The 22289-nt window shown below is 68.1% G+C and carries 21 protein-coding genes and 2 tRNA genes; 16 read left to right on the top strand and 7 right to left on the bottom strand.

Annotated features, from left to right (window positions below; all coding sequences use genetic code 11):
- Positions 1-206 precede the first annotated feature (206 nt).
- Positions 207-920, top strand: coding sequence for a hypothetical protein (locus K4S16_RS31185; RefSeq protein WP_200842220.1), 714 nt, complete (start codon positions 207-209; stop codon positions 918-920).
- 4 nt (positions 921-924) lie between these two features.
- Here the strand turns inward: K4S16_RS31185 and K4S16_RS31180 are convergent, their stop codons facing one another.
- On the bottom strand, positions 925-2244 hold the full coding sequence (locus K4S16_RS31180) for a PLP-dependent aminotransferase family protein (protein ID WP_149262693.1): 1320 nt from the start codon (positions 2242-2244) through the stop codon (positions 925-927).
- A 117-nt stretch (positions 2245-2361) separates the two neighbouring features.
- Here K4S16_RS31180 and K4S16_RS31175 point away from each other — a divergent pair, with 117 nt between their 5' ends.
- From K4S16_RS31175 to K4S16_RS31160, 4 genes are all read left to right on the top strand, one after another.
- On the top strand, positions 2362-3012 hold the full coding sequence (locus K4S16_RS31175; protein WP_149262641.1) for a pyridoxamine 5'-phosphate oxidase family protein: 651 nt from the start codon (positions 2362-2364) through the stop codon (positions 3010-3012).
- 52 nt (positions 3013-3064) lie between these two features.
- Positions 3065-3661 (top strand): oligoribonuclease, encoded by a 597-nt coding sequence (orn, locus tag K4S16_RS31170; RefSeq protein WP_149262640.1) that lies wholly within the window; start codon positions 3065-3067, stop codon positions 3659-3661.
- 54 nt (positions 3662-3715) lie between these two features.
- Positions 3716-3791, top strand: a tRNA-His gene (locus K4S16_RS31165).
- Positions 3792-4144: 353 nt separating this feature from the next.
- Entirely contained in the window at positions 4145-5296 is a 1152-nt protein-coding gene (locus K4S16_RS31160; RefSeq protein WP_160161086.1) for a hypothetical protein, read from the top strand.
- On the opposite strand, the gene K4S16_RS31155 is transcribed toward K4S16_RS31160, so the two are convergent.
- A complete protein-coding gene (locus K4S16_RS31155) occupies positions 5262-5888 on the bottom strand; it encodes a sce7726 family protein (RefSeq protein WP_149262638.1) in 627 nt (208 codons plus the stop codon). The two genes, K4S16_RS31160 and K4S16_RS31155, sit on opposite strands and share 35 nt — an antisense overlap.
- 365 nt (positions 5889-6253) lie before the next feature.
- Positions 6254-7210: a restriction endonuclease gene (locus K4S16_RS31150; RefSeq protein WP_200842219.1), complete on the bottom strand. Its 957-nt coding sequence runs from the start codon at positions 7208-7210 to the stop codon at positions 6254-6256.
- A 195-nt stretch (positions 7211-7405) separates the two neighbouring features.
- On the opposite strand from K4S16_RS31150, the gene K4S16_RS31145 reads away from it, so the two are divergent.
- Together K4S16_RS31145 and K4S16_RS31140 are read left to right on the top strand one after the other, a co-directional pair.
- Positions 7406-7975 carry a response regulator transcription factor gene (locus K4S16_RS31145; RefSeq protein WP_149262637.1) on the top strand — a complete coding sequence of 190 codons (570 nt, stop codon included), beginning with the start codon at positions 7406-7408 and terminating at the stop codon, positions 7973-7975.
- Between the two features lie 84 nt (positions 7976-8059).
- Positions 8060-8132, top strand: a tRNA-Lys gene (locus K4S16_RS31140).
- 457 nt (positions 8133-8589) lie between these two features.
- Here the strand turns inward: K4S16_RS31140 and K4S16_RS31135 are convergent.
- Positions 8590-9018 (bottom strand): ATP-binding protein, encoded by a 429-nt coding sequence (locus tag K4S16_RS31135; RefSeq protein ID WP_149262636.1) that lies wholly within the window; start codon positions 9016-9018, stop codon positions 8590-8592.
- A 99-nt stretch (positions 9019-9117) separates the two neighbouring features.
- On the opposite strand from K4S16_RS31135, the gene K4S16_RS31130 reads away from it, so the two are divergent.
- From K4S16_RS31130 to K4S16_RS31120, 3 genes are all read left to right on the top strand, one after another.
- Positions 9118-9933 (top strand): helix-turn-helix transcriptional regulator, encoded by an 816-nt coding sequence (locus tag K4S16_RS31130; protein ID WP_160161085.1) that lies wholly within the window; start codon positions 9118-9120, stop codon positions 9931-9933.
- On the top strand, positions 9930-10124 hold the full coding sequence (locus K4S16_RS31125) for a DUF397 domain-containing protein (RefSeq protein WP_149262634.1): 195 nt from the start codon (positions 9930-9932) through the stop codon (positions 10122-10124). The genes K4S16_RS31130 and K4S16_RS31125 overlap by 4 nt, the downstream gene beginning before the upstream one ends.
- A gap of 481 nt (positions 10125-10605) precedes the next feature.
- Entirely contained in the window at positions 10606-11403 is a 798-nt protein-coding gene (locus K4S16_RS31120; protein ID WP_149262633.1) for a Clp protease N-terminal domain-containing protein, read from the top strand.
- Between the two features lie 50 nt (positions 11404-11453).
- On the opposite strand, the gene K4S16_RS31115 is transcribed toward K4S16_RS31120, so the two are convergent.
- Positions 11454-12893, bottom strand: a complete 1440-nt coding sequence (locus tag K4S16_RS31115; RefSeq protein ID WP_149262632.1) for a hypothetical protein — start codon at positions 12891-12893, stop codon at positions 11454-11456.
- A gap of 420 nt (positions 12894-13313) precedes the next feature.
- Between K4S16_RS31115 and K4S16_RS31110 the strand changes: the two genes are divergently transcribed.
- Positions 13314-13661 (top strand): helix-turn-helix transcriptional regulator, encoded by a 348-nt coding sequence (locus K4S16_RS31110; protein WP_149262631.1) that lies wholly within the window; start codon positions 13314-13316, stop codon positions 13659-13661.
- 37 nt (positions 13662-13698) lie between these two features.
- On the opposite strand, the gene K4S16_RS31105 is transcribed toward K4S16_RS31110, so the two are convergent.
- Positions 13699-15504, bottom strand: coding sequence for an ATP-dependent DNA helicase RecQ (locus K4S16_RS31105; protein ID WP_149262630.1), 1806 nt, complete (start codon positions 15502-15504; stop codon positions 13699-13701).
- A gap of 309 nt (positions 15505-15813) precedes the next feature.
- Between K4S16_RS31105 and K4S16_RS31100 the strand changes: the two genes are divergently transcribed.
- Positions 15814-16428, top strand: a complete 615-nt coding sequence (locus K4S16_RS31100) for a bifunctional 2-polyprenyl-6-hydroxyphenol methylase/3-demethylubiquinol 3-O-methyltransferase UbiG (protein ID WP_149262629.1) — start codon at positions 15814-15816, stop codon at positions 16426-16428.
- On the opposite strand, the gene K4S16_RS31095 is transcribed toward K4S16_RS31100, so the two are convergent.
- Entirely contained in the window at positions 16429-17373 is a 945-nt protein-coding gene (locus K4S16_RS31095; protein ID WP_149262628.1) for a TIGR01777 family oxidoreductase, read from the bottom strand.
- 394 nt (positions 17374-17767) lie between these two features.
- On the opposite strand from K4S16_RS31095, the gene K4S16_RS31090 reads away from it, so the two are divergent.
- From K4S16_RS31090 to K4S16_RS31075, 4 genes are all read left to right on the top strand, one after another.
- Entirely contained in the window at positions 17768-18139 is a 372-nt protein-coding gene (locus tag K4S16_RS31090; protein ID WP_149262627.1) for a hypothetical protein, read from the top strand.
- A 27-nt stretch (positions 18140-18166) separates the two neighbouring features.
- Positions 18167-18802 (top strand): hypothetical protein, encoded by a 636-nt coding sequence (locus K4S16_RS31085; protein ID WP_149262626.1) that lies wholly within the window; start codon positions 18167-18169, stop codon positions 18800-18802.
- A 60-nt stretch (positions 18803-18862) separates the two neighbouring features.
- A complete protein-coding gene (locus K4S16_RS31080; RefSeq protein WP_149262625.1) occupies positions 18863-19141 on the top strand; it encodes a hypothetical protein in 279 nt (92 codons plus the stop codon).
- A 223-nt stretch (positions 19142-19364) separates the two neighbouring features.
- Complete coding sequence (locus K4S16_RS31075; RefSeq protein WP_149262624.1) at positions 19365-22280, top strand: hypothetical protein; 2916 nt, start codon at positions 19365-19367, stop codon at positions 22278-22280.
- Positions 22281-22289: the final 9 nt, after the last annotated feature.

Here is a 22289-nt window from a genome sequence, read left to right as displayed (position 1 = left end):
CACGCGGGGTGCCCGTCTGCACTACCCAATCGGACCGGATCAAACCCGGCGCGAGGGGTCGGCAGCCGTCATCCCGCCCATTGAGGCGGCGGGCTGGACGGACGAGTCCTCGCTTGACCAAGAGAAGTAACTGACCACTCGGGGGTCTGACCGCCCGATTGGGGGGACGCACCGTGGCAGACGCATGGCTGCCAGGAGCCGGCCGCATGCCGGCGCGAAACGACGGCGGAGCGTTGCGAGGAGGTGCCCCGCGCGCCGTCTGGTGCGCCGAGGAGCACGACCCGCACACCGTCTCCGCGCGCTCGGTGGCCGCCGACCTGCTGAAGGAGGACCGGCCCGCCCACCTGGTGTGGCACCCCGGCACCGGCGAGATCGTCCAACTCCTGCCCATCACCCGCGCCGCCCGGCTGCTCGGCGGCGCGCTCGGGCGGGAGGGCCGCGTCTGCGCGCAGATCATGGTGGTGGCCCAGTCGCGGTCGCCGTTCACCGGATCTCCGCTCGCCGGCATCGACGCCATCGTCCAGTGGCTGGAGGCATGGGGAGTCGCACGGCGCTGGCCCGCCGGACCCCCGCTCCCGTCCCCGCAGTCGTACCACGCGCAGCGCAACCGCAAGGAATGGGCGCGCGGCGGGCACTACGGCGCGTCCCAGGTGCCGCTCCTGGACCGGCCCGACCCCGGCGCCATCGACGTCCGGCGCATCACCGGACCCGACACCCCGGTCGCCCCCATCCCGAAGCCCCGCCTCCCCGGAACCCCCACCGGCCCCCGGCTCGTGGCGCCGCGGCCCCGCACGCCTGAGCCCGTCCGGTCGTCCGATCCCGTCCGCACTCCGCAGAACGACGCGCCGGCCTCGCGTCCCGGACCGCTGCACCCCGCGTCGGAGCCCGTGCCCGTCGGGCCGAGCGCCCTGTCGAACTGACCCGCTACCCGACCAGCGTCCGGACGATCTCGCAGCCCTTGCGCAGCTCGGCGAGGGTCGCGGCGGAGCCGTAGCCGATCACCAGGCCGGAGGCGCGCACCGGGCCCGCGTGGTGGCGGGTCAGCGTCTCCACCAGGACGCCGCGCCGGGCCGCCTCGTCCGCGGCGCGCGAGGCCGCCGGCTCCGGGACGTCCACCACCAGGTGCAGGCCGGCCGTGTCGCCGCGCAGGGGCAGACCGCCCAGCGCCTGCACGACCACGTCGCGGCGCCGGGCGTACTCCGCGCGCATGCGGCGGACGTACCGATCCAGGTCACCCCGTTCCAGGAGGAGCCTCAACGCGTCCTGCGGGACCACGGCGGTGCGGTCGTTCAGCTCCTCCCTCCGGAGCGCCACCTCCGCCACCAGGTCGGGACGCCCCACCAGCCAGCCGACGCCCATGTCCGCGGTGAGGATCTTGGCGGTCGTGCCCAGGTAGACGACGACCTCCGGGTCCAGGCCATAGAGGGCGGGCAGAGGCGCGACGTCGTAGCGGAACTCCCCGTCGTAGTCGTCTTCGGCGATGAGCGCCCCATTGCGCCGCGCCCAAGCCAGCAGAGCCTGCCTGCGCGGGACGGGCAGCACGCCGCCCATGGGGAACTGGTGCGAAGGCGTCGTATAGACGATGCGCAGGTCATCGGGCAAGTCGTCGGTGATGAGGCCGTGCTCGTCCACAGGACAGGGAACGATTTCGGCCCCACGTCCATTCAGCACCGCGCGTGCCCTGCCATAGCCGGGCTCCTCCACACCGACCCGATCCCCGGGGCGGAGGACGGTCGCGGCAAGCAGATCGAGCCCGTTCGTCGCTCCCCGCGTCACCAGAAGCCCGTCCACAGGACACGCCACACCGCGGCTACGCCTTATGTAATCCGCGAGCGCCTCCCTTAGACCAGGCAGCCCATGCGGATCCTGACGCTGCTGCGGCGGCATCCCCGCAGCCAGCCGCCATGCCCTGCGCCACGCCGGCGTGTCCAGAGCCCCGATCCAGGCGAGACCGGGCCGCAGGTCGATCTCATGTGGGGCCGCAGCCCTCCGTACTGGCTCCCTCTCCACCACCTGGGGCTTCGGCATAGGCGCGGCGGCGACACCCTCAGTCACATACGTGCCGGACCCATGCCGCCCTTCCAGCCAGCCTTCCGCGTAGAGCTGCTCGTAGGCCTCGGTCACGACCGTCCGGCTGACCCCCAGCAGCCCCGCCAGAGCCCTACTGGACGGAAGCCGCTCGCCCGCGGCAAGCCGTCCCTCCCCCATGGCGGCGCGCAACTGCCCGACGAGCTGCGCGCTCATCGGCTCCGGTGCGTCCCGCTCCACGACCAGCGGCAGATCGATCGACAAAGTGGTCACCTGCTATCCGCGCCAAGTGGCCATACCGGCCAGGCCACTTGCCTTCTAGCGTAAACGGACATGAACCCGCTCTCCGCGACCGCCCGCACCCGTCCAGGCCGCCTGGGGGAACGTTCCAGCACCGACCGCTCCGTCCTGTACGAGATCCTCGACGACGGCATGATCTGCCACCTCGGCCTCATCGTGGACGGCTCGCCCCGCGTCCTCCCCACCGGCTACGGCCGCCTGGACGACACCCTCTACGTCCACGGCTCCACCGGAGCGAGCAGCCTCAGGGCCGGGCCGTCCCAGGACATCTGCGTGACGGTCACCCACGTGGACGGGCTGGTCCTCGCCCGCTCCCTGTTCAACCACTCGATCAACTACCGGAGCGCCGTCGTATACGGGACGCCCCGCCTCGTCGACGACCCGGAGGAGAAGCTGACCGGCCTGCGCGCCATCACCGAACAACTGACCCCCGGCCAGTGGGACGCGGCCCGCCACCCCAACCGCAAGGAGCTGGCCGCCACCTCCGTCCTGGCACTCTCCCTGGACGAGGCCTCCGTGAAGGTGCGGCAGGGCCCGCCCGAGGACGAGGAGGAGGACTACGCCCTGGACGTCTGGGCCGGCGTGGTGCCCGTCCGCCAGACGCTCGGCTCGCCTGCCCCCGATCCCCTACTACGTCCCGGCATCCCCATCCCCGGACATATCGCCCGGCGCGTGACCTCCTAAATCGATCGCCCGCGATGCCCCGCGCAGTCGTTCATGGCCGTAGGGTAAGTGCATGAACGAGCGGCTGGTCTGGATCGACTGCGAGATGACGGGACTCGACCTGCGCAACGACGCGCTCATCGAGATAGCCGCGCTGGTCACCGACAGCGAGCTCAACATCCTGGACGAGGGCGTCGACGTGGTGATCAAACCGCCGCCGGAGTCGGTCACCCAGATGACCAAGGTCGTCCGCGACATGCACACCACGTCCGGCCTGCTGAAAGCGCTCCCCACCGGCGTCACCCTCGCCGAGGCCGAGGACGTCGTCCTCAAGTACATCAAGAGCCACGTGAAGGACGCCAAGAAGGCGCCCCTGTGCGGCAACTCCATCGCGACCGACCGCTCGTTCCTGGCCCGCGACATGCCGTCCCTCGACGCCCACCTGCACTACCGCATGGTCGACGTCTCCTCGATCAAGGAGCTGGCCCGGCGCTGGTACCCCCGCGTCTACTTCGCCAGCCCCGAGAAGAAGGGCGGCCACCGCGCCCTCGCCGACATCACCGAGAGCATCCAGGAACTCCGCTACTACCGCGCCGCCGTCTTCGTCCAGCAGCCCGGCCCCGACTCCGACACGGCGCGCTCCATCGCCGCTCAGGTGGCCTCCGGCTGACCCACCCCGAAGAAGCCGCTACACTACTGGAAGCCGGGAGCGATCCCGGCCACGGTGGGTGTAGCTCAGCTGGCAGAGCACTTGGTTGTGGTCCAAGATGTCGGGGGTTCAAGTCCCCTCACTCACCCCAACGAGAAGCCCTGGTCCCCGCAAGGACGACCAGGGCTTCTCGCATCATGCGCCAGCCCCCCCCCCCGCTCTCACCGATTCTGAGACCAATCGGGGAGTGATCTTGTGGTTGTCGCCACCCACCAGTGCTCGCACACTGCAACGGAGAGTCTTCACTGGCTCTGATGAGTGACGCTGAAGCAGCGCTGCCCCAAACACATACGAGCCCGATAGGCAAGGGCGAACAGGTGGCCAGGTACGGCCCGCCGCAGACTGATTACGCAAAGCAGTCGACAGGGCAGGTAGCAGATTGACGCGTTTGTCCAGATCGCCGTCACTAAGCAACCGGCTCACGCGGTAGGTGAGGTGAGGATTTTGCCAGCCTATGTCCCGATCCTGAAGGCCAAGGCTGGCGAACTTGAGGCACTCCAGCATCTGGAGGCTCCGCCCACACCGCTCAGGCCACTGCTCGAACTGATGCCGCCCAGCAGTCGCCAGCAGTCCGGCGACTTAGGAGAGGCCGAGGAACTCGACGATGCCAAGAACAACGAAACCGGCCACGGGCCGGCTGACCCGGCTAACGGAAGCGGCGAAACCCGCAAGCTGACTAGACAATTGAGAAAGCTCGCCCTGGCGATCCGTGACGATCTGCCAGCTGGCAGCATCTGCTCAATCGACGCTAGCTATATCGACACTCTTCCCTTCGCCCCCGACGCATGGGAATGCTTCACCGCTACGCTGACCGAGCAACTGGAGCCAGCACCCATCCGACCAGTATTTCGTCTGACCGACCCACCGGAACGTCTTGCCTGGGTGCGCGGCGTCATCGCCGAGTTCGGCGAAGGCGCGTGTCTGCGGCTGGGTTCCCCTGACCGCGATGTAGATGTGCGGCAGGCGGCGGAATTACTGTCGCGGGTGCTGCCCCAACTCGAACTGGGTCCAGAGCAGATCGGCGTTGTCATCGATCTCTGGACCATCGAGGACGATCGGGACCTCCAGCGCGGCCTTGCCACGGCCGAGGAGTTGCTGAAGTTGACCGACCAGCACCCCTGGCAATCAGTGACGGTAGCCGGTGGCGCATTCCCCGCTTCGATAAGCCACCTTCCCGGCGACGCTGTGTCGCCGTTGCCGCGGCGGGACGCGCATCTGTGGCGCCAACTCCAGGAGCGGCAACCCGCGCGGTTGCCTGACTTCGGCGACTACGCCATCGCCCACCCAGCCCCTGGCATCGGTAGCCGCGCACCGCTGCCCAACCTGCGGTATACCACCGACACCGAGTGGCAGATCTGGCGCCAGCGCACACCACAGGACCTCGGGAACGAGCGCTTCTGCATCATCTGTCGCGATGTTGTGGCATCCGAGCACTTCCCCACCGACCGGAGCCGCCTGTGCTGGGGAGATCGACAGATCGCAACTCGATCAGAGGAGTGTTCGTCTCCCGGCAACGCGACCAAGTGGCGAGCTTTCGGGACGTCCCGGCACCTAGCCCTGGTCAGTGACCGCCTGGCCAGGTGCGGCGAGCCCTGAGTTGATCGCGGGTGAGCGCTCTTAGCTCGGGCAGCGGCAGAGCCTCAGCCAGATGCTGCCAGATGATCCAGCGGCGTTTGCGCTCCAAACCGCGGTGCAATCCACGTTCGCGAAGAATCGCTAGGGCCTCTTCCCGCCACAGCAATTGAACTACTGCGAACGGGTCTTGCTCGGTGTTCAGAGCGGCCGGACGAACCCGTGTGAGCACAGCCTCGCGTGCAGAGGCGTCATCATCACCGATCGGCGTCTTCACCGATTCCTCAGCAGGATCCGCACGGATCAGCCCCCACCAGGTTGGCACCAGGGCTGCGGCTTTATCTATGTAGCGCGCGGTCGTTACCAGCGTGACACGGTCCAGCACCAGGCCGTAAGCGTCTGCCTGGCCGGCAAGCCGGTACAACGTATCTTGATCGCTCTTGATCTCGAAGCCGACCAACTCTCCGTTGATCACGGCCAAATCGACGCGACGAGTCCCAGCGCACAGCCCGAGTTCCTCGCGGATCAGCGTGTTCGGGTCGCCACCATGACGATCGCGAAGCGCTGACAGCAGGCTTGCTCGGATCTGGCTCTCGCGCACCTGAGTGCCAGGCATGTCGCACCCCCTCTGCCTCCCTACACCCGTCTCAGAGAACAGGCCGATCCTTGCGCAACGACATTGCGAACCGGCAACAGAACGCACCTTGAGTCCTGACCTAGCCGGTACGACACCACCACGGTTCGGTTCGGATACTTCACGCGGGGAGTGGTGTGCGCTGGTCGATCGGGTCGGTTGGTCGAGGGGCGACCCCGCGCCCAGCCCGGCGAAGTGGAGAGGTCCCGGCTGCGTACAGTGCCATGATCAGACGGGATGATCTCCGGATCTGAGACGGGCCGGCCACCGTCGACCGCCCTGGCCCGGCTGTCCCTCCCCTTTCAGACGAATCCAACCGGGAGGGCTGGGCTATCCCAATCACCGATCTAGTGCGGGGAGAGCGGGCCAGCCCACGACTGGTTCGTCGTCGCGTTGCTGGCGTGCCGCTCAGAGATGCGCATCCAGACTTCTTGGGTGGGCCAGATGATGTCGATAGCAAGGGTTCGGCATAGATCGACAAGGTCAGGGCGGGGCTCAGTCGGCACCAGAACGGCGACGCGTTTGGGCTTGAGGTAGCGGCTGTAGTCCAAGATCTGGCCGATAGCCATGCGGACGGCTTCTCGCGTCACCGTGCCTTTGGCTTCAATGAGTTCGTCCGTGGTCTGGTCGTACAGGTCGGTGTAGAGCGGCTTCGCTTCACCAACCGGGTTGATCTGATGACGTATGACCCGGTGCCCTAGCGAGACGATGTGGTCGATATAGGTCCGCAGAAGAATGCTCTCTCGACGCTCGGCCTCGTAGGGCTCGCGAGCGGGATCCACAAGGGTGCGCTCAGTGCGCTGCTCCTCAGGCGGCAGCTCCGCGACGCTGAACTCCTCACCGGGAGTCTTGGGGATATGCGCCCCCTCAGACCGCACCTCGCCGCGTGGCCGGAGCCGGAACATGATGACGCTGCGAATTGGCCCGTTTCCGGTCTCGGGGGCGTCGGTCAGGTAGTACGGCTGTTGCTCGTCTAGCTCGAACTCACCCATGTACTGCATCCGTTGCCCCGGCACAGCACGGAACAGCCGCAAAGCCCGGCCATCGGCACGATGGTTCAAGATTGCCAGGTTGCCCTGAACCATCCTCTGATCACCAACCTGGCCCTCACCGCAGTAGTGAAAGCACCCGTCATCTCCCCAGCCGTCGTAGTAGCCGTGCCTGTGCCCCTTCTCGGGGTTGGTGAAGAGCAGCACGTTCGGCGTCACCCGCGACGAGCCGATACCACCGTACTTCCGTCCCCCGTACTGCTCATGTAGCTCGCGACGAACGACCACGTCCCCGAGCTGGAGTGTCCACCCCATCCTTAACCCCCTAAATTTTGGGTTGATTTTAGGGGTAAAAGTTGGACATAGCAAGGCAAAGTGGCGGCCAGCGGCTGTGTCAAGCCAGAGACGCGAGGGTGAATCGAGAGGCTGAACGCGCGATTCATCGACTCTCGAAGATCATCCGGTTATGCTCCGACTCTAGAAATGTCAACCACACGCCAAGGGCGACGGATGAGTGTGGACGAGACGGCCCCGCTGCGCGTACTTGTGGTGGACGGTGATGCCCGGGGCAGAGCTGATGTGATCTCCGTACTGGACGCCAGCGACGAGTTCCAGGTCGTCGCCGACACCCCCGACCCGGCCGCGGCGGTCCCCCTGGCTGAGCGCCTGCGTCCCGACGTCATACTCCTGGACGCGGCCGCCGTTGATCACACGACGCCTCTCTGCACCTCGTCCCGGGTCTTCGTGCTGGCCTCAGATGATCAACCCGCCGTGGAGGCCGCCCTCCGCGCCGGCGCCAGCGGCCACCTCGTCCCCGGCTCCTTCACGGCGCACGACCTCGTCCGCGGCGTCCGCCACGCGTCCCGCACCACCCTCGGCCTGTCCGCCCGCGAGGCCGAGGTCATGGACCTGATCGCCACCGGCCGCTCCAACGGCGAGATCGCCCGCCAGCTCTTCCTCAGCGAGAAGACGGTCAAGAACCACGTCAACCGCATCTACGCCAAGCTCGGCGTCAGCTCCCGGGCCACCGCGATCGCCCTGTGGCGCGGCATGATGAGCGTCCTCCCGGGCCGCGAGTAAACCGATTCGCACTGGTCCGCAGGGCCTGATACTGTTCTTCCTGTCGCGAGGGACCCCGGCCCACCGCCGAGGCCCGTACGACAGGCGCCGTTAGCTCAATTGGCAGAGCAGCGGACTCTTAATCCGCGGGTTCGGGGTTCAAGTCCCTGACGGCGCACCCGCTACCCCAAAGGGCGTACACCGACCATCGGCGTACGCCCTGTTCGTTTCTAAGCCATCGCCTATGCGGTCGGCACTCTGCAGAGCCCAGACCCCTCCCCAATACGGCTCATGGCGTCGGCCCCCGAGGGGCGGTCGGCGGAACGTAGCGGCCGGTGTGTTGTTCTAGGTTGAACGTGGCCGAGGATGCGCCGAATCACGTAGAGGCTGATGCTCGCTCGCAGAACGACGCCCCCAGGGTGGCGCGTTCTATGCAGGCGACAGGCGTCCGGGACGATCCCGCCAGCTCGCGGAAGAGCTTTCTAGGCTTGCCAGTCGTCACGCGCTCGGATCGGGCCGCCGCATGGACCGCTTTAGACGGGGCCCCCAACCCCTGTCAGGTGTCGCGGCGTGTCCACGCCAGGACCCCCCATGACGACGGACACGCCGCGAACAGTAGGTATTCGGTGGGGTGGTCACGGTTGGATGCGTGACCAGACCCACTTGCCGCCGGCCGGGTCGCCGGTGACGCCGCACTTGGTCGACAGCGCTTGGACGATGTGCAGCCCCCAGCCGCCGTTGTCGTCGAACGCCTCCTCCGACAGGTCCAGGTCGTCGAGGGTGAGCTCCTTCATCGGCTTGGTCTGGGGCAGGGCGTAGTCGCTGTCCCAGACGGCGATGACGATGCCGTGCCCGTCCCGGCTGAGCTGCAGGCGGATCTCCTCATGCGGCGTCTGCCGGGCCGCATTCGTGACGAGCTCCGAGACGACCAGAAGCGCACTGTCGAGAATGTGAAAATAGCGCCAGTTGCGGATTCGCGCGTCCACAAGAGTACGGGCCAGGCCCACTGCGGACGGTGTGCCCATAAGGGGCATAAGCAGATCGCCACTCGCCGTCATCACCATCGCCCCACCCTTGCCCGAGATTCCGAATTCATGCGGCAAGGATCACTCGCACGTTCTACGGTTTCCTTGTTATCGGGAGAACTGGAAACAGGAGGAACGATGCCGATCGTCCGCGATCCTCTCGACCCCAAGATCTCTATGTGGCACTTCCTGGCCTTCTGCATGCGCTTCTTCAGGGAGAAGATGGGGCTGTCACTGACCCAGTGCGGCGAGATCATCGGAGTTGCTCGCTCGACTGTTTCCAATATGGAAGCGGGGCGACGACGCCCGCAAGATGACCAGATGCGGCTGCTCGACAACGCCTACGGAACCGGGGCGCTTTTTCAGGTTCTTCTTTGGTTTGCCCGAATGGCGCATGATCCGGACTGGGCCCATCAGATCGACAAGTACGAGGAGGATGCCGTCTCGATCAAGACCTACCACGGTCAGGTCATCCCGCTCGCGCTACAGACAGACGACTACACCTGGGCTTACGTCAGGGCGAGCAAGTTCAAGGACCTGGACGCGATCATGGCGGTCCGCACCGCGAAGAAGAGGGCGTACTGGGAGAAGGGTGACTCGCTACTCACCTGGACAGTGATCGACGAGGGCGTCCTGGCGCGGCCGGTCGGCGGGGCAGAGGTCATGAAGAGGCAGCTGGAACACCTGCTGGAGATGGCCGAGTTGCCGCACGTGAGCTTGCGTGTCATCCCCTTCTCCTCGGGCGAGTACATGGGCGTCGATGGGTCCATGCAGATCATCGGCCTTGAGGATCGAGACGTCGCGTACTCTGCCGCTCAGAACGGCGGACGGTTGATCGAATCGCCTCGCGAAGTTCGGGAGCTGTCCGTTATGTTCGATCGCATCGGCGTGAAGGCTGCTTCAGAGGAAGCCTCCCGAGAGATCATCAAGCGGTACTTGGAGAGCTACGAATGATCGTGAAGTGGCGCAAGAGTTCGTACACCGGTGGCGCGAACGACAATCAGTGCGTTGAGCTGGGACGACTTGCCCCAGGGATCGGAATCGGCGTGCGGGACTCCAAGGACCCGGACGGAGGCCACCTCACCCTCTCCGCCGCCCAGTTCGCCGGCCTGATCAAGCAGATCAAGCAGGACCCGGCCCGCTGACCGTCCTCCCGTCCGACTCCCTGCGCTCCGGGCAGTGCTGAGGCCGAGCTTCCCCTCTGCCTTGTCGGTCGCGGGCTCTCCCCCATCCGCACCATCCGATCGTCTGTGGCCGATGGCCAAGCGTTCCCACTCCTGACTGAAAGCTACCGACCGGACGGGGCTTGCTGCGGCCTGGGAGGGGGACCAGAACACGGCGGCCACGGCACGGTGGCCCGCACCGGGCAGACAACAGGGTTGCAGCCGCCGCGCCGCGCGGGACGAGGTCTTCGGCGCCCCCTGACGGTGACGGATGGTGGCGCCTACTTCGAGTAGACGGTCAGGGACCGGGTCAACCGCGACTTCGCGGCCGGGCACCAAGCTGGTCGGTGAGGTCACTAGATCCCGACCTGGGAAGGCATTGGCATCGATCCCGAGAAGCCGCCAAATCATGAGATTTTGATCGGGAGCACGTGCCCGGATACGGCATAAGAGGGGTCGGTTGATGGAATCGCAGCCAGCTGAGATCGATCTCGGGCCGTACACGGCTGTTGCTCGTGCGGCGGTCAACGCCGCCAGTGTGCGTGCCCGCGCACTGGATCACGCCGAGGTTGCGCCCGCCCATCTCCTGCTCGGCCTGGTTTCCGATCACGGGCGAGGGATGGCCGCGGTGATCCTCAACATGCTCGACGTTTCCCTGGAAGCCGTCGAGCGCCAGGTGGAGGAACGGTTGGGCCTGGGGGAGCAAGCCGTCCCTGGGCACCTGGCGTTCACCGAGGAAACCCACACCGCCTTGCAACTCGCCCTGCGAGAGACCTCAGGAACCGGCTCGAATCGGCTCGGCACCGATCACCTGCTGCTTGGACTGCTGTATCAGGACGGGCTTGCGGCAGCGATCCTGAAACAACACGGCGCCACACTGCAGGAAGTCATCGCCACGCGCGAGGAAGCCCGCTCCTTCGTGTGCTACGGCTGCGCCGAGTTCGGCCACGAAGCAGAGCCTCAGGTCGGCCCGGGCCCGAGGTTGCCACCAGAGCTTGACGACATCGGCCGACAGATCGCGCAGAAGCGCCGCCTCAAGGAAGAGGCCGTCGACGCCCAGGAATACGCGAGCGCGGCCGCGATCCGTGTTGAGGAGACGGCGCTTCTCCGCCGCCGGCGTGCCCTGCTCGAAACCGGCATCGGCGAGTTCGACCTGGCGACGGCACTTGACGAGATCGCACGGCTGAGAGAAGCCGTGGACCACCTGCGCGGAATGCTGCACCGCGGTCACCACGGACCACACGAGCCAGGCACCCGATAGGCAGCGCGTGGCGGGCGCCATGGTCTCCGCCGATGGAGGCGGCGCTGCGGTCAGCCGTCCGCGCGCCGCACGGTGAGAGCCTCGTCGGGCAGGGCGAAGGAGCGCACCACGTCCTGGTCGATGATCGATTGCGTGCGGTGGGGGCCGGCGAAGGCGGTGGTGTGGAGGCGGAACCGGGTGGTGTTGGCGATCTTCAACGTGCGCAACTTCCAGGGTTCATCCGGGGTGGCTTCAGCGTGGGGCGGTAGGGCCAGGTTGAGAACGCTGGATGCCTCTCGCTGCTGGCCGTGCCGAGTGTGGGCGGCGGTGTAGGAGGCCAACCGCAGTTCAGCCTGCGAGGACAACCTGTGGCTGGCGGGCTCCTTACTTGGTGAGGGCGAAATCGTCTCGGGCGTCAGTGTCGCGAGCCAGGACCGGGTGCTCTTGCAGATTTGCGGGTGGTCACCGACACGGCTCAGCCAGTGTCTGAATCGGGCACGTAGGACGGGATCGGCTCGGTCGGCCCATTCCTCCACCAACCTACGGAATGCCGCCTCACGGTGACCGGCGCTCCAGTGGCCTCCGGCAGCGAGGATGTCGCTGCCCGCGCCAGCGAACGCCTGGCAGAACATCACGATCGGCACTTTGCCGACCATGTGGGTATAGCGAACCGAGCGGATCTCCCCCATCGCCGCACGCAGCACCGTCGCCGCCACCAGCACGGCATCCTCCAGGCGTTCAGGACGCTGTACGCCCTCGGGGCCCGCAGGTCGCTCGTCCCGAGGCGGAGTCGTACGGTCGACGGCCAGCCCGGCAGCGGACAGGTGCCAGTACCGGTCGTCGCAGTACACGGTGGCGTTCTTCGCGGTGACGACCCCGTCAGTGCCGATGCCGATCGTTACCCCGCCGGGCCCAACGCTGATGGCGGCCGACGTGCGGTCCCCGGAGTCGAAACGCACCTCGGTGACGTCGTCCAGCCGCAGCTCGATCCCGGCCGGCTCGTCGGTGGCGGTGTCAGTGGGATAGCGGCGTCCGGCCGCCACTTTGAGGAATCCGATCAGCCCGTCGACGCCGACGCGCTCCATTTGCAGCGTGCGGACGTCGGCGCCGGTCAGGTCATAGTCGGCAGCAAGGCCCCCCGCGATCTCTTCGGTCACCGGAACGAGCCTCGGCATCACCACACCCCGGTAGTCGCGGGCAGGAACAGCGTCTTCCACGGACGTCGGCAGCACCGTCTCCGGCCGGTGGCCGGCTGTCCGCAGTTGCTCCGTCATCCATGCGCGCCGATTCACCCCGAGCGCGGCCGTCCACGCAAGCGCGGTGCGCGCCCGCCGCTCACGGCCCCACCGAGTACGGGCCAGCGCTGTGCAAAACAGCGGGAAGGTGTTGTTGTCCCAAGCGTCTGAGACGCTGCGAACCGTCTCACGGTCGAATGTCCGGCCGTCGGCGGCCGCCGCCTCGATCTGCATCACCGAACGGTCCAGCAACGCGCCGAACGCGGCCGCGGCCACCGGCCTTCTCCGCTTCATGCAACGCCGCCGATCACCGTTATGGCGTGACACCAGCACCGGTCCGCCGACGCCTCAGGACGTGACGCCGCTCTCCTCATGAGGTCGGTCAGGATGCTTGGACTTTGGCCGGTGCAACTGCACACTGATTGCCCCTCCACCTGAGCATTGATCCGCATGGGTACGACCATCGCACGTAGCCCACAATGTCGCGTTTGTTCGGCGCTCGCTCGGCGGGATCGGCACGGACCTCGCACCGATGGGCCTCTCTGCTCATCCTGAGACCCGCCAGAGGCCGTCTCGACCCAGTTCGGCTTGTCTCGCACCCATGGGAGGGGCCAGGAGATTAGGTTGAGGCGTAGTTCAAGTTTGAAGCTGGAACATCGCTGGCCTGGGCGGATCAACCTAAGAGGAGGAGTGACCGTGCCCAAGCGCACTCCGCAGGACTGGGAAATCCTGGAACAAGAACTGCACGCCGCCGGCGTCTCCCCCTCCGAGATCGAGACCGGAGCACGCAGGCTCCTCGCCGAGACGCGCGGACACCAGCTCGCCGAAGCCCGCAAGCACGCTGGCCTCGGCCAGAAGGACCTCGCCGCCGGCATGGGCGTGAGCGTCGCCCGCATCTCCCAGATCGAACACGGTGAGGTCACCTCCATCGAGGTCATCGCCCGATACGTCGAGGCACTCGGAGGACACCTCGACCTGGTGGCCGACTTCGGCGACCACACCATGAGGCTTCCCGTCACCGACCGACCCACCAACGCCGCCTGACACCGCACCGCAACCATCACGGCATCCGCGCTTGGGATCAGGACGTGCCGGTGGGGGACTTCTTGTGGTTTGCGGTGGCCTTGGCTCGGCGTCCTCCGGGGGTCCGACCGCGTGGGCGTCCGCGTCGGGCTGGTCTGGAGTTGGCGGAGGGGGCGTCGGGGTGGAGGGTTAGGAGGTCTTCGTCGCGTTGGATCGCCTCTAGGGAGAGGGTGCGGTAGCCGGCGTCTTCGAAGAGGACGGTGATGCGGTCGGGTTCTACTCGCATGACCGTTCCGGTTCCCCAGGTGGCGTGCTGCACCTCGGCGTGCAGGGGGAACGGGGCGTCGTCGGCCTGGTCTGGGGGTGCGGCTGATTTGTCGGGACGGGACGGCTCGGTTCGCGCTCCGGCTCGGCATATGTCGCAGTTTCCGCATGGGCCCTGGTAGGGCTCGCCCAGGTATTCCAGTAGGAAGCGGCGGCGGCAGTCTGTTGTCTCCGCGTAGGCGCGCATCATGTCGATGCGTGAGTCGTCTACGCGGCGACGGTTCTCGTCTAGTTCCGTGGCGCGTGCCACGGCTTCCTCGGGTTGCGGGCCTTCCTGGACGTATCGCAGGTCTCCGCGGCCGGTCGTCTCCACGGCTCCGGTCTGTTCCAGCAGGTTCACCAGGTTGGTGAGCTTCGATGCGCCGACGCCCAGGGTGGTGCGCATCTCGCTCGCCGGGACGGTGCCTCCATGGGCCTGGAGGAGCGTCGCGGTCTGGAGCAGCTTCTCCTCGTCTGGCTTGCCTGCGGCGAAGAAGCGGCGCAGGCCGAGGTCCTGCGAGCGGTAGTACAGGACGGCCGCGGCGGGCTCCCCGTCCCGTCCGGCACGGCCGATCTCCTGGTAGTACGACTCCGGGGACTCAGGCGGAGCGGCGTGCAACACGTAGCGGACGTCGGGCTTGTCGATCCCCATGCCGAACGCCGAGGTGGCCACGACGACGTCGAGCTCGTCGTTCTGGAACGCCTCGTGCACTCGGTGGCGGTCCGCTGCCTTTATCCCGGCGTGGTACACAGCTGCGCGGAGGCCCGCCTCGGTCAGCTCCTCGCCGTATGCCTCGGCATCGCGCCGGGTGGCGACGTAGACGAGGCCCAGCCCCTTTCGGCCGGCGGCGTCCTCGACCAGTGCCCGCCTCTTGTCCGTCTCCTCGTGGAACCGGCGTACCTTCAGCGACAGGTTGGGGCGGTCGAAACCGCGGACGATCTGCCGTGCATCGCCGATCCCGAGCGCCGCGATGATGTCATCGCGTACCGGTGGCGAGGCGGTCGCGGTCAGGGCGATCACCGGGGGATGCCCGAGACGCTCGACCACCCGGCCGAGCCGCTGGTAGTCCGGTCGGAAGTCGTGGCCCCACGAGGAGACGCAGTGCGCCTCGTCCACGGCGATCAAGGAGGGGCGCACGGCGGCGAGCCGCTCCACTACTGACTGCTTGGCCAACTGCTCGGGTGAGAGAAAGATGTACTCCGCTCGCCCCGCCCGGATCTGGTCCATGGCGTCCTCGCTCGCGCCGTCGGACTGGGCGGAGTTGACCATCACGGCGCCGCCGGCGTCGCGACCGGCGAGCGCGACCATCTGGTCCCGCTGCAAGGCGATCAAGGGCGAGATCACCACGGTCGGCCCGGGAAGCAGTTGGGCGGGGACCTGGTAGACGGCGGACTTGCCGCCGCCGGTCGGCATGACCAACAGCACGTCCCGGCCCCGCAGCAGGTGCTCCATCGCCTCGCCCTGGCCAGGGCGCAGGTCCGGCCAGCCGAACACATCCCTGGCAACCCGGCGCAGGCGGCGACGCCTGCCCATCCGGCCCCAGCCGATCCGCCTGCCCATCCAAGTCCTCCTCGCGCCGTGTCGTGCCGGCGAGTTCGAGGATCGTATGCGGTGCGAGACCGACCGTCCCCCCTCGACGGAAGCGACGAAACACGCGGGTCTCTCCCTCAGAAGCCTCCTCGGAAACCTTCGGTGGCCTTGGGCTGCGGAAACGCCCGCCGACCACCTGCCAACGGGTCCCCCGGCGGCGTTATGGTCCTCCCTGCGGCCCTGCCGCGGGGATCGGTGTGATCGGTGGCGTTGCGGCGGATCAAAGCGTCGGATGAGCTCGGTTACCCTGGCGTACCGGCTACCGCGAAGGGGGCGTCGATGAGCCGCTGGTCCGATCTGACTGGTGGGAGTTCCGGGGCGTCCTACGCCGCCCGGTTCGCCGACCTCGCGGCCTCCGGGGCGGACGTGCACGGCGAGGCCCGGCTGTGCGCCTCGCTGGTTCCGCCGGGTTCGCGAGTGCTGGACGCCGGCACCGGTACCGGACGGGTCGCGATCCGACTCGCCGAACTCGGCTACGCCTGCGTCGGGGTGGACCTTGACGCCTCCATGCTGGCCGAGGCCCGCCGCACGGCCCCCGAGATGACCTGGATCAAGGCTGACCTGGCCACCCTCGAACTGCCGGACGCCGATCCCTTCGATCTCGTCGTGGCCGCGGGCAACGTCATCCCCCTGCTGACTCATGGCACCGAGCCTGCGGCCATCCGGGCACTGGCCGAGGTCCTGCGTCCAGGCGGGCTTCTCATCGCGGGGTTCGGCTTGGACGCCGCTCACCTTCCGGTGCCGCCGAGCGTGGATCTGCCCAGCTACGACACCTGGTGCGCAGCCGCCGGGCTGAGCCTCCACCAGCGCTTCGCCACCTGGGACGGCGACGACTACCACGACGGCGGCTACGCCGTCAGCGTCCACCGCCGGGACTCCACCGCGGACGGGTGATCATCGCGAGTGGCGGACGCGCTGGACGAGGTCTTCGGCGGCCTCCTGCCACCGAGGACGCTGGAAGGTGAAGCCTGCTTCGAGCAGGCGGCCGGGGACGACGCGTCGGCTCTTCAACAGGAGTTCGGTATCTGAGCGCAGCGCGAGCGCACCGAGTTCGGCCATCCATTTCGTCGCGGGCAGGCCCACCGGGACTCCCCACGCCCTGCGCAGTTCCCGCATCAGGGAGCGTTGCGGGACGGGGTTGGGGGCGGCCAGGTTCACCGGTCCGGTGATGTCGTCCCGGTCGATCAGGAACTCCACCGCGCGGACGAAGTCCTGGTCATGGATCCAGGACACGTACTGCCCGCCGCCCGCGACTGGGCCGCCGAGGCCGAGCCGGGCCAGCCAGAGCAGGTAGTCGAAGACACCGCCGCGATCGGGGCTCATCACCATGGCCGAACGCAGAGCGACCTGGCGGGTGGACGGTGTCCCGGCCCGCTGCTGCGCCCGCTCCCAGTTCTCGGCGATCTTCACGCTGTAGGCCCAGTAGCCGGGAACTCCGGGCTCGGTGCCTCCGATGATGCCGGACGCCTCGTCGTTGGGCGCGTCGAAGCGGTGGGCGTAGATGGTGGCGGTGCTCATCTGGAGCCAGACCCGAGGAGGCTTCGCGGCGCCGGCGATCGCCGCGCCGACGACCTCGGTGGAGCGCACCCGCGAATCCATCATGTCCTGCAGGTTGGCCGGCGTGTACCGGCAGCTCACGCTGCGCCCGGCCAGGTTGATCACGACATCGCTGCCGTCGATCGCCTCGGCCCACGTCCCCAGCGTCTCGCCGTCCCAGCCGATCTCGTGCTCGCGTGCCGGGCGCCTCGTCAGGACCACGACGTCATGGCCGGTGGCGGTCAGCGCGCGATGCAAGATCGCGCCGACCTGGCCGGTTCCCCCGGGAATCACAATCCTCATCGGACCCTCTCCTTCTGCCGAAACGACCCTAACGCGAATAATTGAACGCGTTCAACACTGGGTCGCGAGAAGCTCGGGCGCTCCCACCGAGCAGAGGCGGTCGTCTCGCCCGCCCTGCGGGTGCCGGCGGAGCCGGGCGTCACGAAGCCCCGGTCTACATGCCAACGCCGATGAGGTGACTTGCATGGACTGCGGCTGGTGATTCCGGCGGGCACGACGGGCGAGGCCGGACATGGCCATGGGTGCACTATGTGAGCGTCTTGACACCTAGCGCGAGAGTTGAGGATCCTCGCCACAGGAGTCGGGTGCCCGCACACCCCTCACCAGGCCGCCATGACGCCATCGTCCGGCGGGACCACGCCGCCGGTCCTCCGGCGACGTCCAGGGAGGTGCCATGCCCCTGCAGTCACCGCTCTTCGCGGGAGACGCGCGCCTCGAAGCGTGCCTCGTCCAGGACAGCGCCCATGTGACCCGCGGGTCGTCCGGTTCTCATGTCGCCAAGATCCAGCTCGCGTTGCTGATGATCGACGGGCTCGCGATCGACCCCGCCGAGATCGACGCCGAGGGCTACGGGGCCGCGACCGCCGCCGCGGTGCTCGCCTTCAAGACGACCCGCATGATCCTCGGGCCTGGCCAGACCACCCCCGACGACATCGTGGGGAAGCGGACCGTGGCGGCGCTCGACGGCGAACTGGTGCCGAAGCAGTCGGGTTTGGACGGGATCCCGCAGGACTACTGCGGGAACGAGAACACGGCCGTCGCATGAGCGGCCCCTCACTCCATGGAGGTCCCGGTGTCGTCACGTGATGCGGCCATCAGCGGGTTACCGCTCGCCAGGTCCGCCGTCGCGCGGACCCGCGACGTACTCCGCGAGCTGATCGACTTCCGGGTCCGCAGCCTGCCGGTCCCCGTCGGCGTGCTCCGCAACTTCGACAAGGTCTGGGCGCACTTCAAGCAACCGGTCATGCCCATCGACACCTTCGGCCTGTTTCCGCGCGTCACCACCCTCCAGGAACTCCTGACCTCGATCGACTCCGTTTACCAGGGCATCGCCGACACGCTCGCGGACGCGAACGCCAACGCGATCTTCCGCGACCCCTCGGAGTCCGTGTTCGGGCCGCGGACGAAGGCCTTCGTTCTACGGGGGCCTCGCGTCGCAGGGGAGCCGCCGCCCGGGCCCTTGTGGCCCGACTCGATCTATTTCGCCGCGGGGTTCGCGGATCTCGGACCGCTCAAGCGGGCCGAGATCACGGTGCATGAATGCGCCCACTGGCAGAACAATCAGCTCATTCAGGACAATGCCCAACCTGGCTTTGAAAACTACCAGAAGATGGATGCCGGACTCGCCCTCCTCAACGCATGGTCCTATTCCCAGTTCGCCCTGGACTGCGCGTTCGGACGGGCCCTCCCGTTCGCCGACAACGAATAGCGCACCGCCCGGAACGCGGCGGTCGATCCACGAGGCACGCTCGCGTCAGGAGGAATGATCATGGCCGTGACGACCGCACTCATCGGCAGCTCACCGGGACAGACGTTCGCCGCGAAGCTCCGGGTCGCCTCGTTGCGAGCGCTGCGCACCCTGCTGCAGGGGCTCGCGAGCGCATTCCCGAGCGCCGGCGCGGGAACCGTCGTCCTCTCCACCGGATATTGGCAGACCTTCGGTTACGCCTGCCTGGCGGCGCTCATCACGGCGGTCGTCTCCTTCCTGCACAACGCCGCCAGCGTCCTGCCCCAGGACCCGACCCAGACCGGTCAGCAGCCCGGTTGACGAACGCCGAGCGTCCGCGCCTGGGGATGACCGGAGCGTCCCCGGCGAGCCCTGAAGGGCTCGCCATTTCGGCATGAAACCCGAAGTTTCTCCCAATTGTCGTTTCCCAAGACCGCGACGATCTCCGCGTCGACCATGACGGCGACCAACGATGACAATTCTGGCCAGCTGCGGCCGGAAGATCCTCATATATCAGGAGGGAATCGGGCGCATTATCGGACCCATGGCGGGTGAGCGCTTCACTGTGGTCCGGCCCGACGACCTCCTGGTGCTGGACGTCGAACTGGTGAACCTGGTGGTCGACGGGGGCCGGCTGGCGAGGGCCGACCGGTCGCGGCCCGCGCATCTCCTCGTCCACCTGCCGCCGCAGCACGTCCTGGAGGCGTCGATCGGCGTGGGCGAGGTCCCGCCGAGGCCGCTCCCGGCGTTCGTCGCCGGCCCCAGCAGGCTTGTCCTCACCCTGGCCGAAGGCGTGGAGGAGATCGAGTTCTCGGTCGAGGGCATCCTGACCTGGTGGCCGCCCGGCCGCCTCAACAGCCAGACGGTGCCGCGCTCCTTCACGCCCGACGACCCCGGCGACCCGACGACCATCGGCGGCCTTCCGGTCACGGCCATCGAGTTCCCGGCCCGGCTGCTGATCTGCCATGAGAACGACGCCCGGTGGTGGCACCGGACCAGGCCGTTCACGGCGGACGGGCGCACCGAGGTGTGGCACACCCAGCTCGTCCCCGTCGAAGGGCCCCCGGCCGAGCTGCGGTTGCGCGCCTTCGGGCTCAGGCGGGGACGTCCGGCCAGGCCGTGGTCGCTGCCGACGGAGGCGCAGCTCGAAGACGTGCTCTTCCTGGTCAACACCGATGAGATCCCGCCTCCGGTGCAGGGCCCGGTGCTGGAGGCCGCCGCCCGCCTGGGCATCGATCAGAATCTGGCCTGGCAGCTGATCGTGGAGGCGTGGCAGGCCGGCTCCTACCGGCCCCAGCCCCTCTACACCGAGCGGTTCATGCTGACCCCGCTCGGCGCGTCCGTGCGGATGCGGGGCCAGTGGGACTACCCCGACGTCCGCCACGACGTCGACGCCTTCGTGCGGCTCCTCCAGGAGTTGGGCGTCCCCAACCCCGCCGTCGAGCACTACCACCACGTCACCGGGCTGGGCCGCGACCAGTACGTGCGGGTGGTGGAGCGCGGGCGGCTGCACACCGGGCACCGCGCGGCGATCACCGAGATCCGCGAGCGGGTGTTCGACACCGACGAGAAGGGCTGGCCGGTCGCGGTGCTGGTCCGGCGCAGGTTCATCACCGTCCAGGAACCGGAGGTCCGGTACGGGGGGCGGGACCTCCCGTTCGCCTCGCTGCGCATCACCGACACGGTGACCCCGCCGCTCGCCTCCGACACCGACGAGCGCGAGCCGTTCTGGATCCGGCTCGACTCCGGGAAGGACCACTTCTTCACGGTCATCGGGACCGACTCGCGGGGCGGCCAGGTCACCTTCACCCTTCCGGCGGTCTTCGTCCCGGCGTCGGCGCCGCTGCCGGACCCGGTCTACCGCGACGGGCCGGAAGAGCGGCGGACCCGTCCGCTGGGCAACCAGGTGGTCGCGCTGGCCGACGACGGGGGCGCCAGCACGTCCTTTCCCGTGCGGAACATGACATTCGACCTGCCGGACGCGGCCGCCCTGACGATGGAGAGGGCGGCCATCCTGGTCCCGGCGATCGAGGAGCTCACCGGCGAGGCGGCGGAGCGGACCGTGACCTACCTCCAGGCCTACGTGGACGACGGCTTGGACCACGCGGCGTCCGGGGCGTTCCTCGCACTGGCCGATGGGGTCCCTCTCAACCTGGGCGCCGACCAGGTGGGCGGCCTGGCCAGCCCCGCCGCAACGCTGAACACGATCTCCAGTCGCGGCGGAGTCCTGCCGGACGCCCTCGCCACCGCCGACACCTTCACCGAAGACCAGCTGGCGGCGGTGTTCGCGGGGGCCAAGCTGCTCGGGTCGGTGCCCCTGGCGAAGGTGCTGGCCGCGGTCACCACCCCGCTGGACGCCACGGCTTTCCCGTCGCAGCAGCAGCTCACCGAGGAGATGCGGACCAGGCTGGCGGCGGCGAAGGAGCCATCGCTGCCCGTCCCGATCCTGCGGACGACGCGCGTCCCGGACGGGACCGAGCTGCAGTACCTGTGGAAACCGGCGCTGCGCAGCATCGACCTGGCCGGCCTGGGCCGCCTCGACCTGGACCGGGCCTGGCTCCTCCTGGACGCGCGGATGCTGCGCGGCACGGGCGGAACGGTGACCACGACCGTCACCGGGACGCTCCGCGCGTTCGCGATCGAGTTCGCCGGGGTCGCCAGGGCGGAGTTCGACGAGCTCACGTTCGCCTCGCGGCCCGGGGTCAAGCCGGACGTCTCCGCCCGCGGCGTCGAGCTGACCTTCCAGGGCGAACTCGACTTCGTCAACGAGCTCCAGAACCTCCTGCCCAAGGACTGCTTCGGCGCGGGCTCGCTCGTGGACGTGACGCCGGAGGGCGTCAGGGCCGGGTACGCGCTGGCCGTGCCCTCTGCCCAGGTCGGGGTGTTCAACCTGCAGAACCTGGTGGTCTCGGCGGTCCTGACCATCCCGTTCGGCGACGAGCCGACCCGGCTGAGGTTCGCGCTCTCCGAGCGGCACAGCCCGTTCGTGCTGACCATCATGGCGTTCGGCGGCGGCGGGTTCTTCGCCCTGGAGGTCGGCACCGAGGGCGTCGTCTCGGTCGAGGGCGCCCTGGAGTTCGGCGGCTCCGTCGCGCTGGACCTCGGGGTGGCCAGCGGCGGCGTCTACCTGATGGGCGGGGTCTACTTCCGCTGGACGGACGGCGCCGCGAAGGTCACCGGCTACGTGCGCTGCGGCGGCTACCTGTCGGTGCTGGGCATCGTCAGCGTCTCCGTCGAGTTCTACCTGGCCCTCGAGTACGAGAAGAGGACGATCGAGGGCCGCAGGATCAGCGTGGTGCGCGGGGTGGGCAGCGTGACGCTGAGCGTCCGGGTGCTGTTCTTCAGCAAGACCGTGACGCTCTCGCTGGAGAAGAGCTTCGAGGGTTCTCCCGGCGACCCCACCTTCGAGGAGTGCGTGGAACCGGCCGACTGGGACGCCTACTGCCTGGCCTTCGCCTGAGGAGCCGAC

The sequence above is a fragment of the Actinomadura sp. K4S16 genome (assembly GCF_008327685.1).
GTDB lineage: Bacteria > Actinomycetota > Actinomycetes > Streptosporangiales > Streptosporangiaceae > Spirillospora.
The sequence above is the reverse complement of the archived record's forward strand: the minus strand, read 5'-3'. Positions and strand labels throughout refer to the sequence as shown.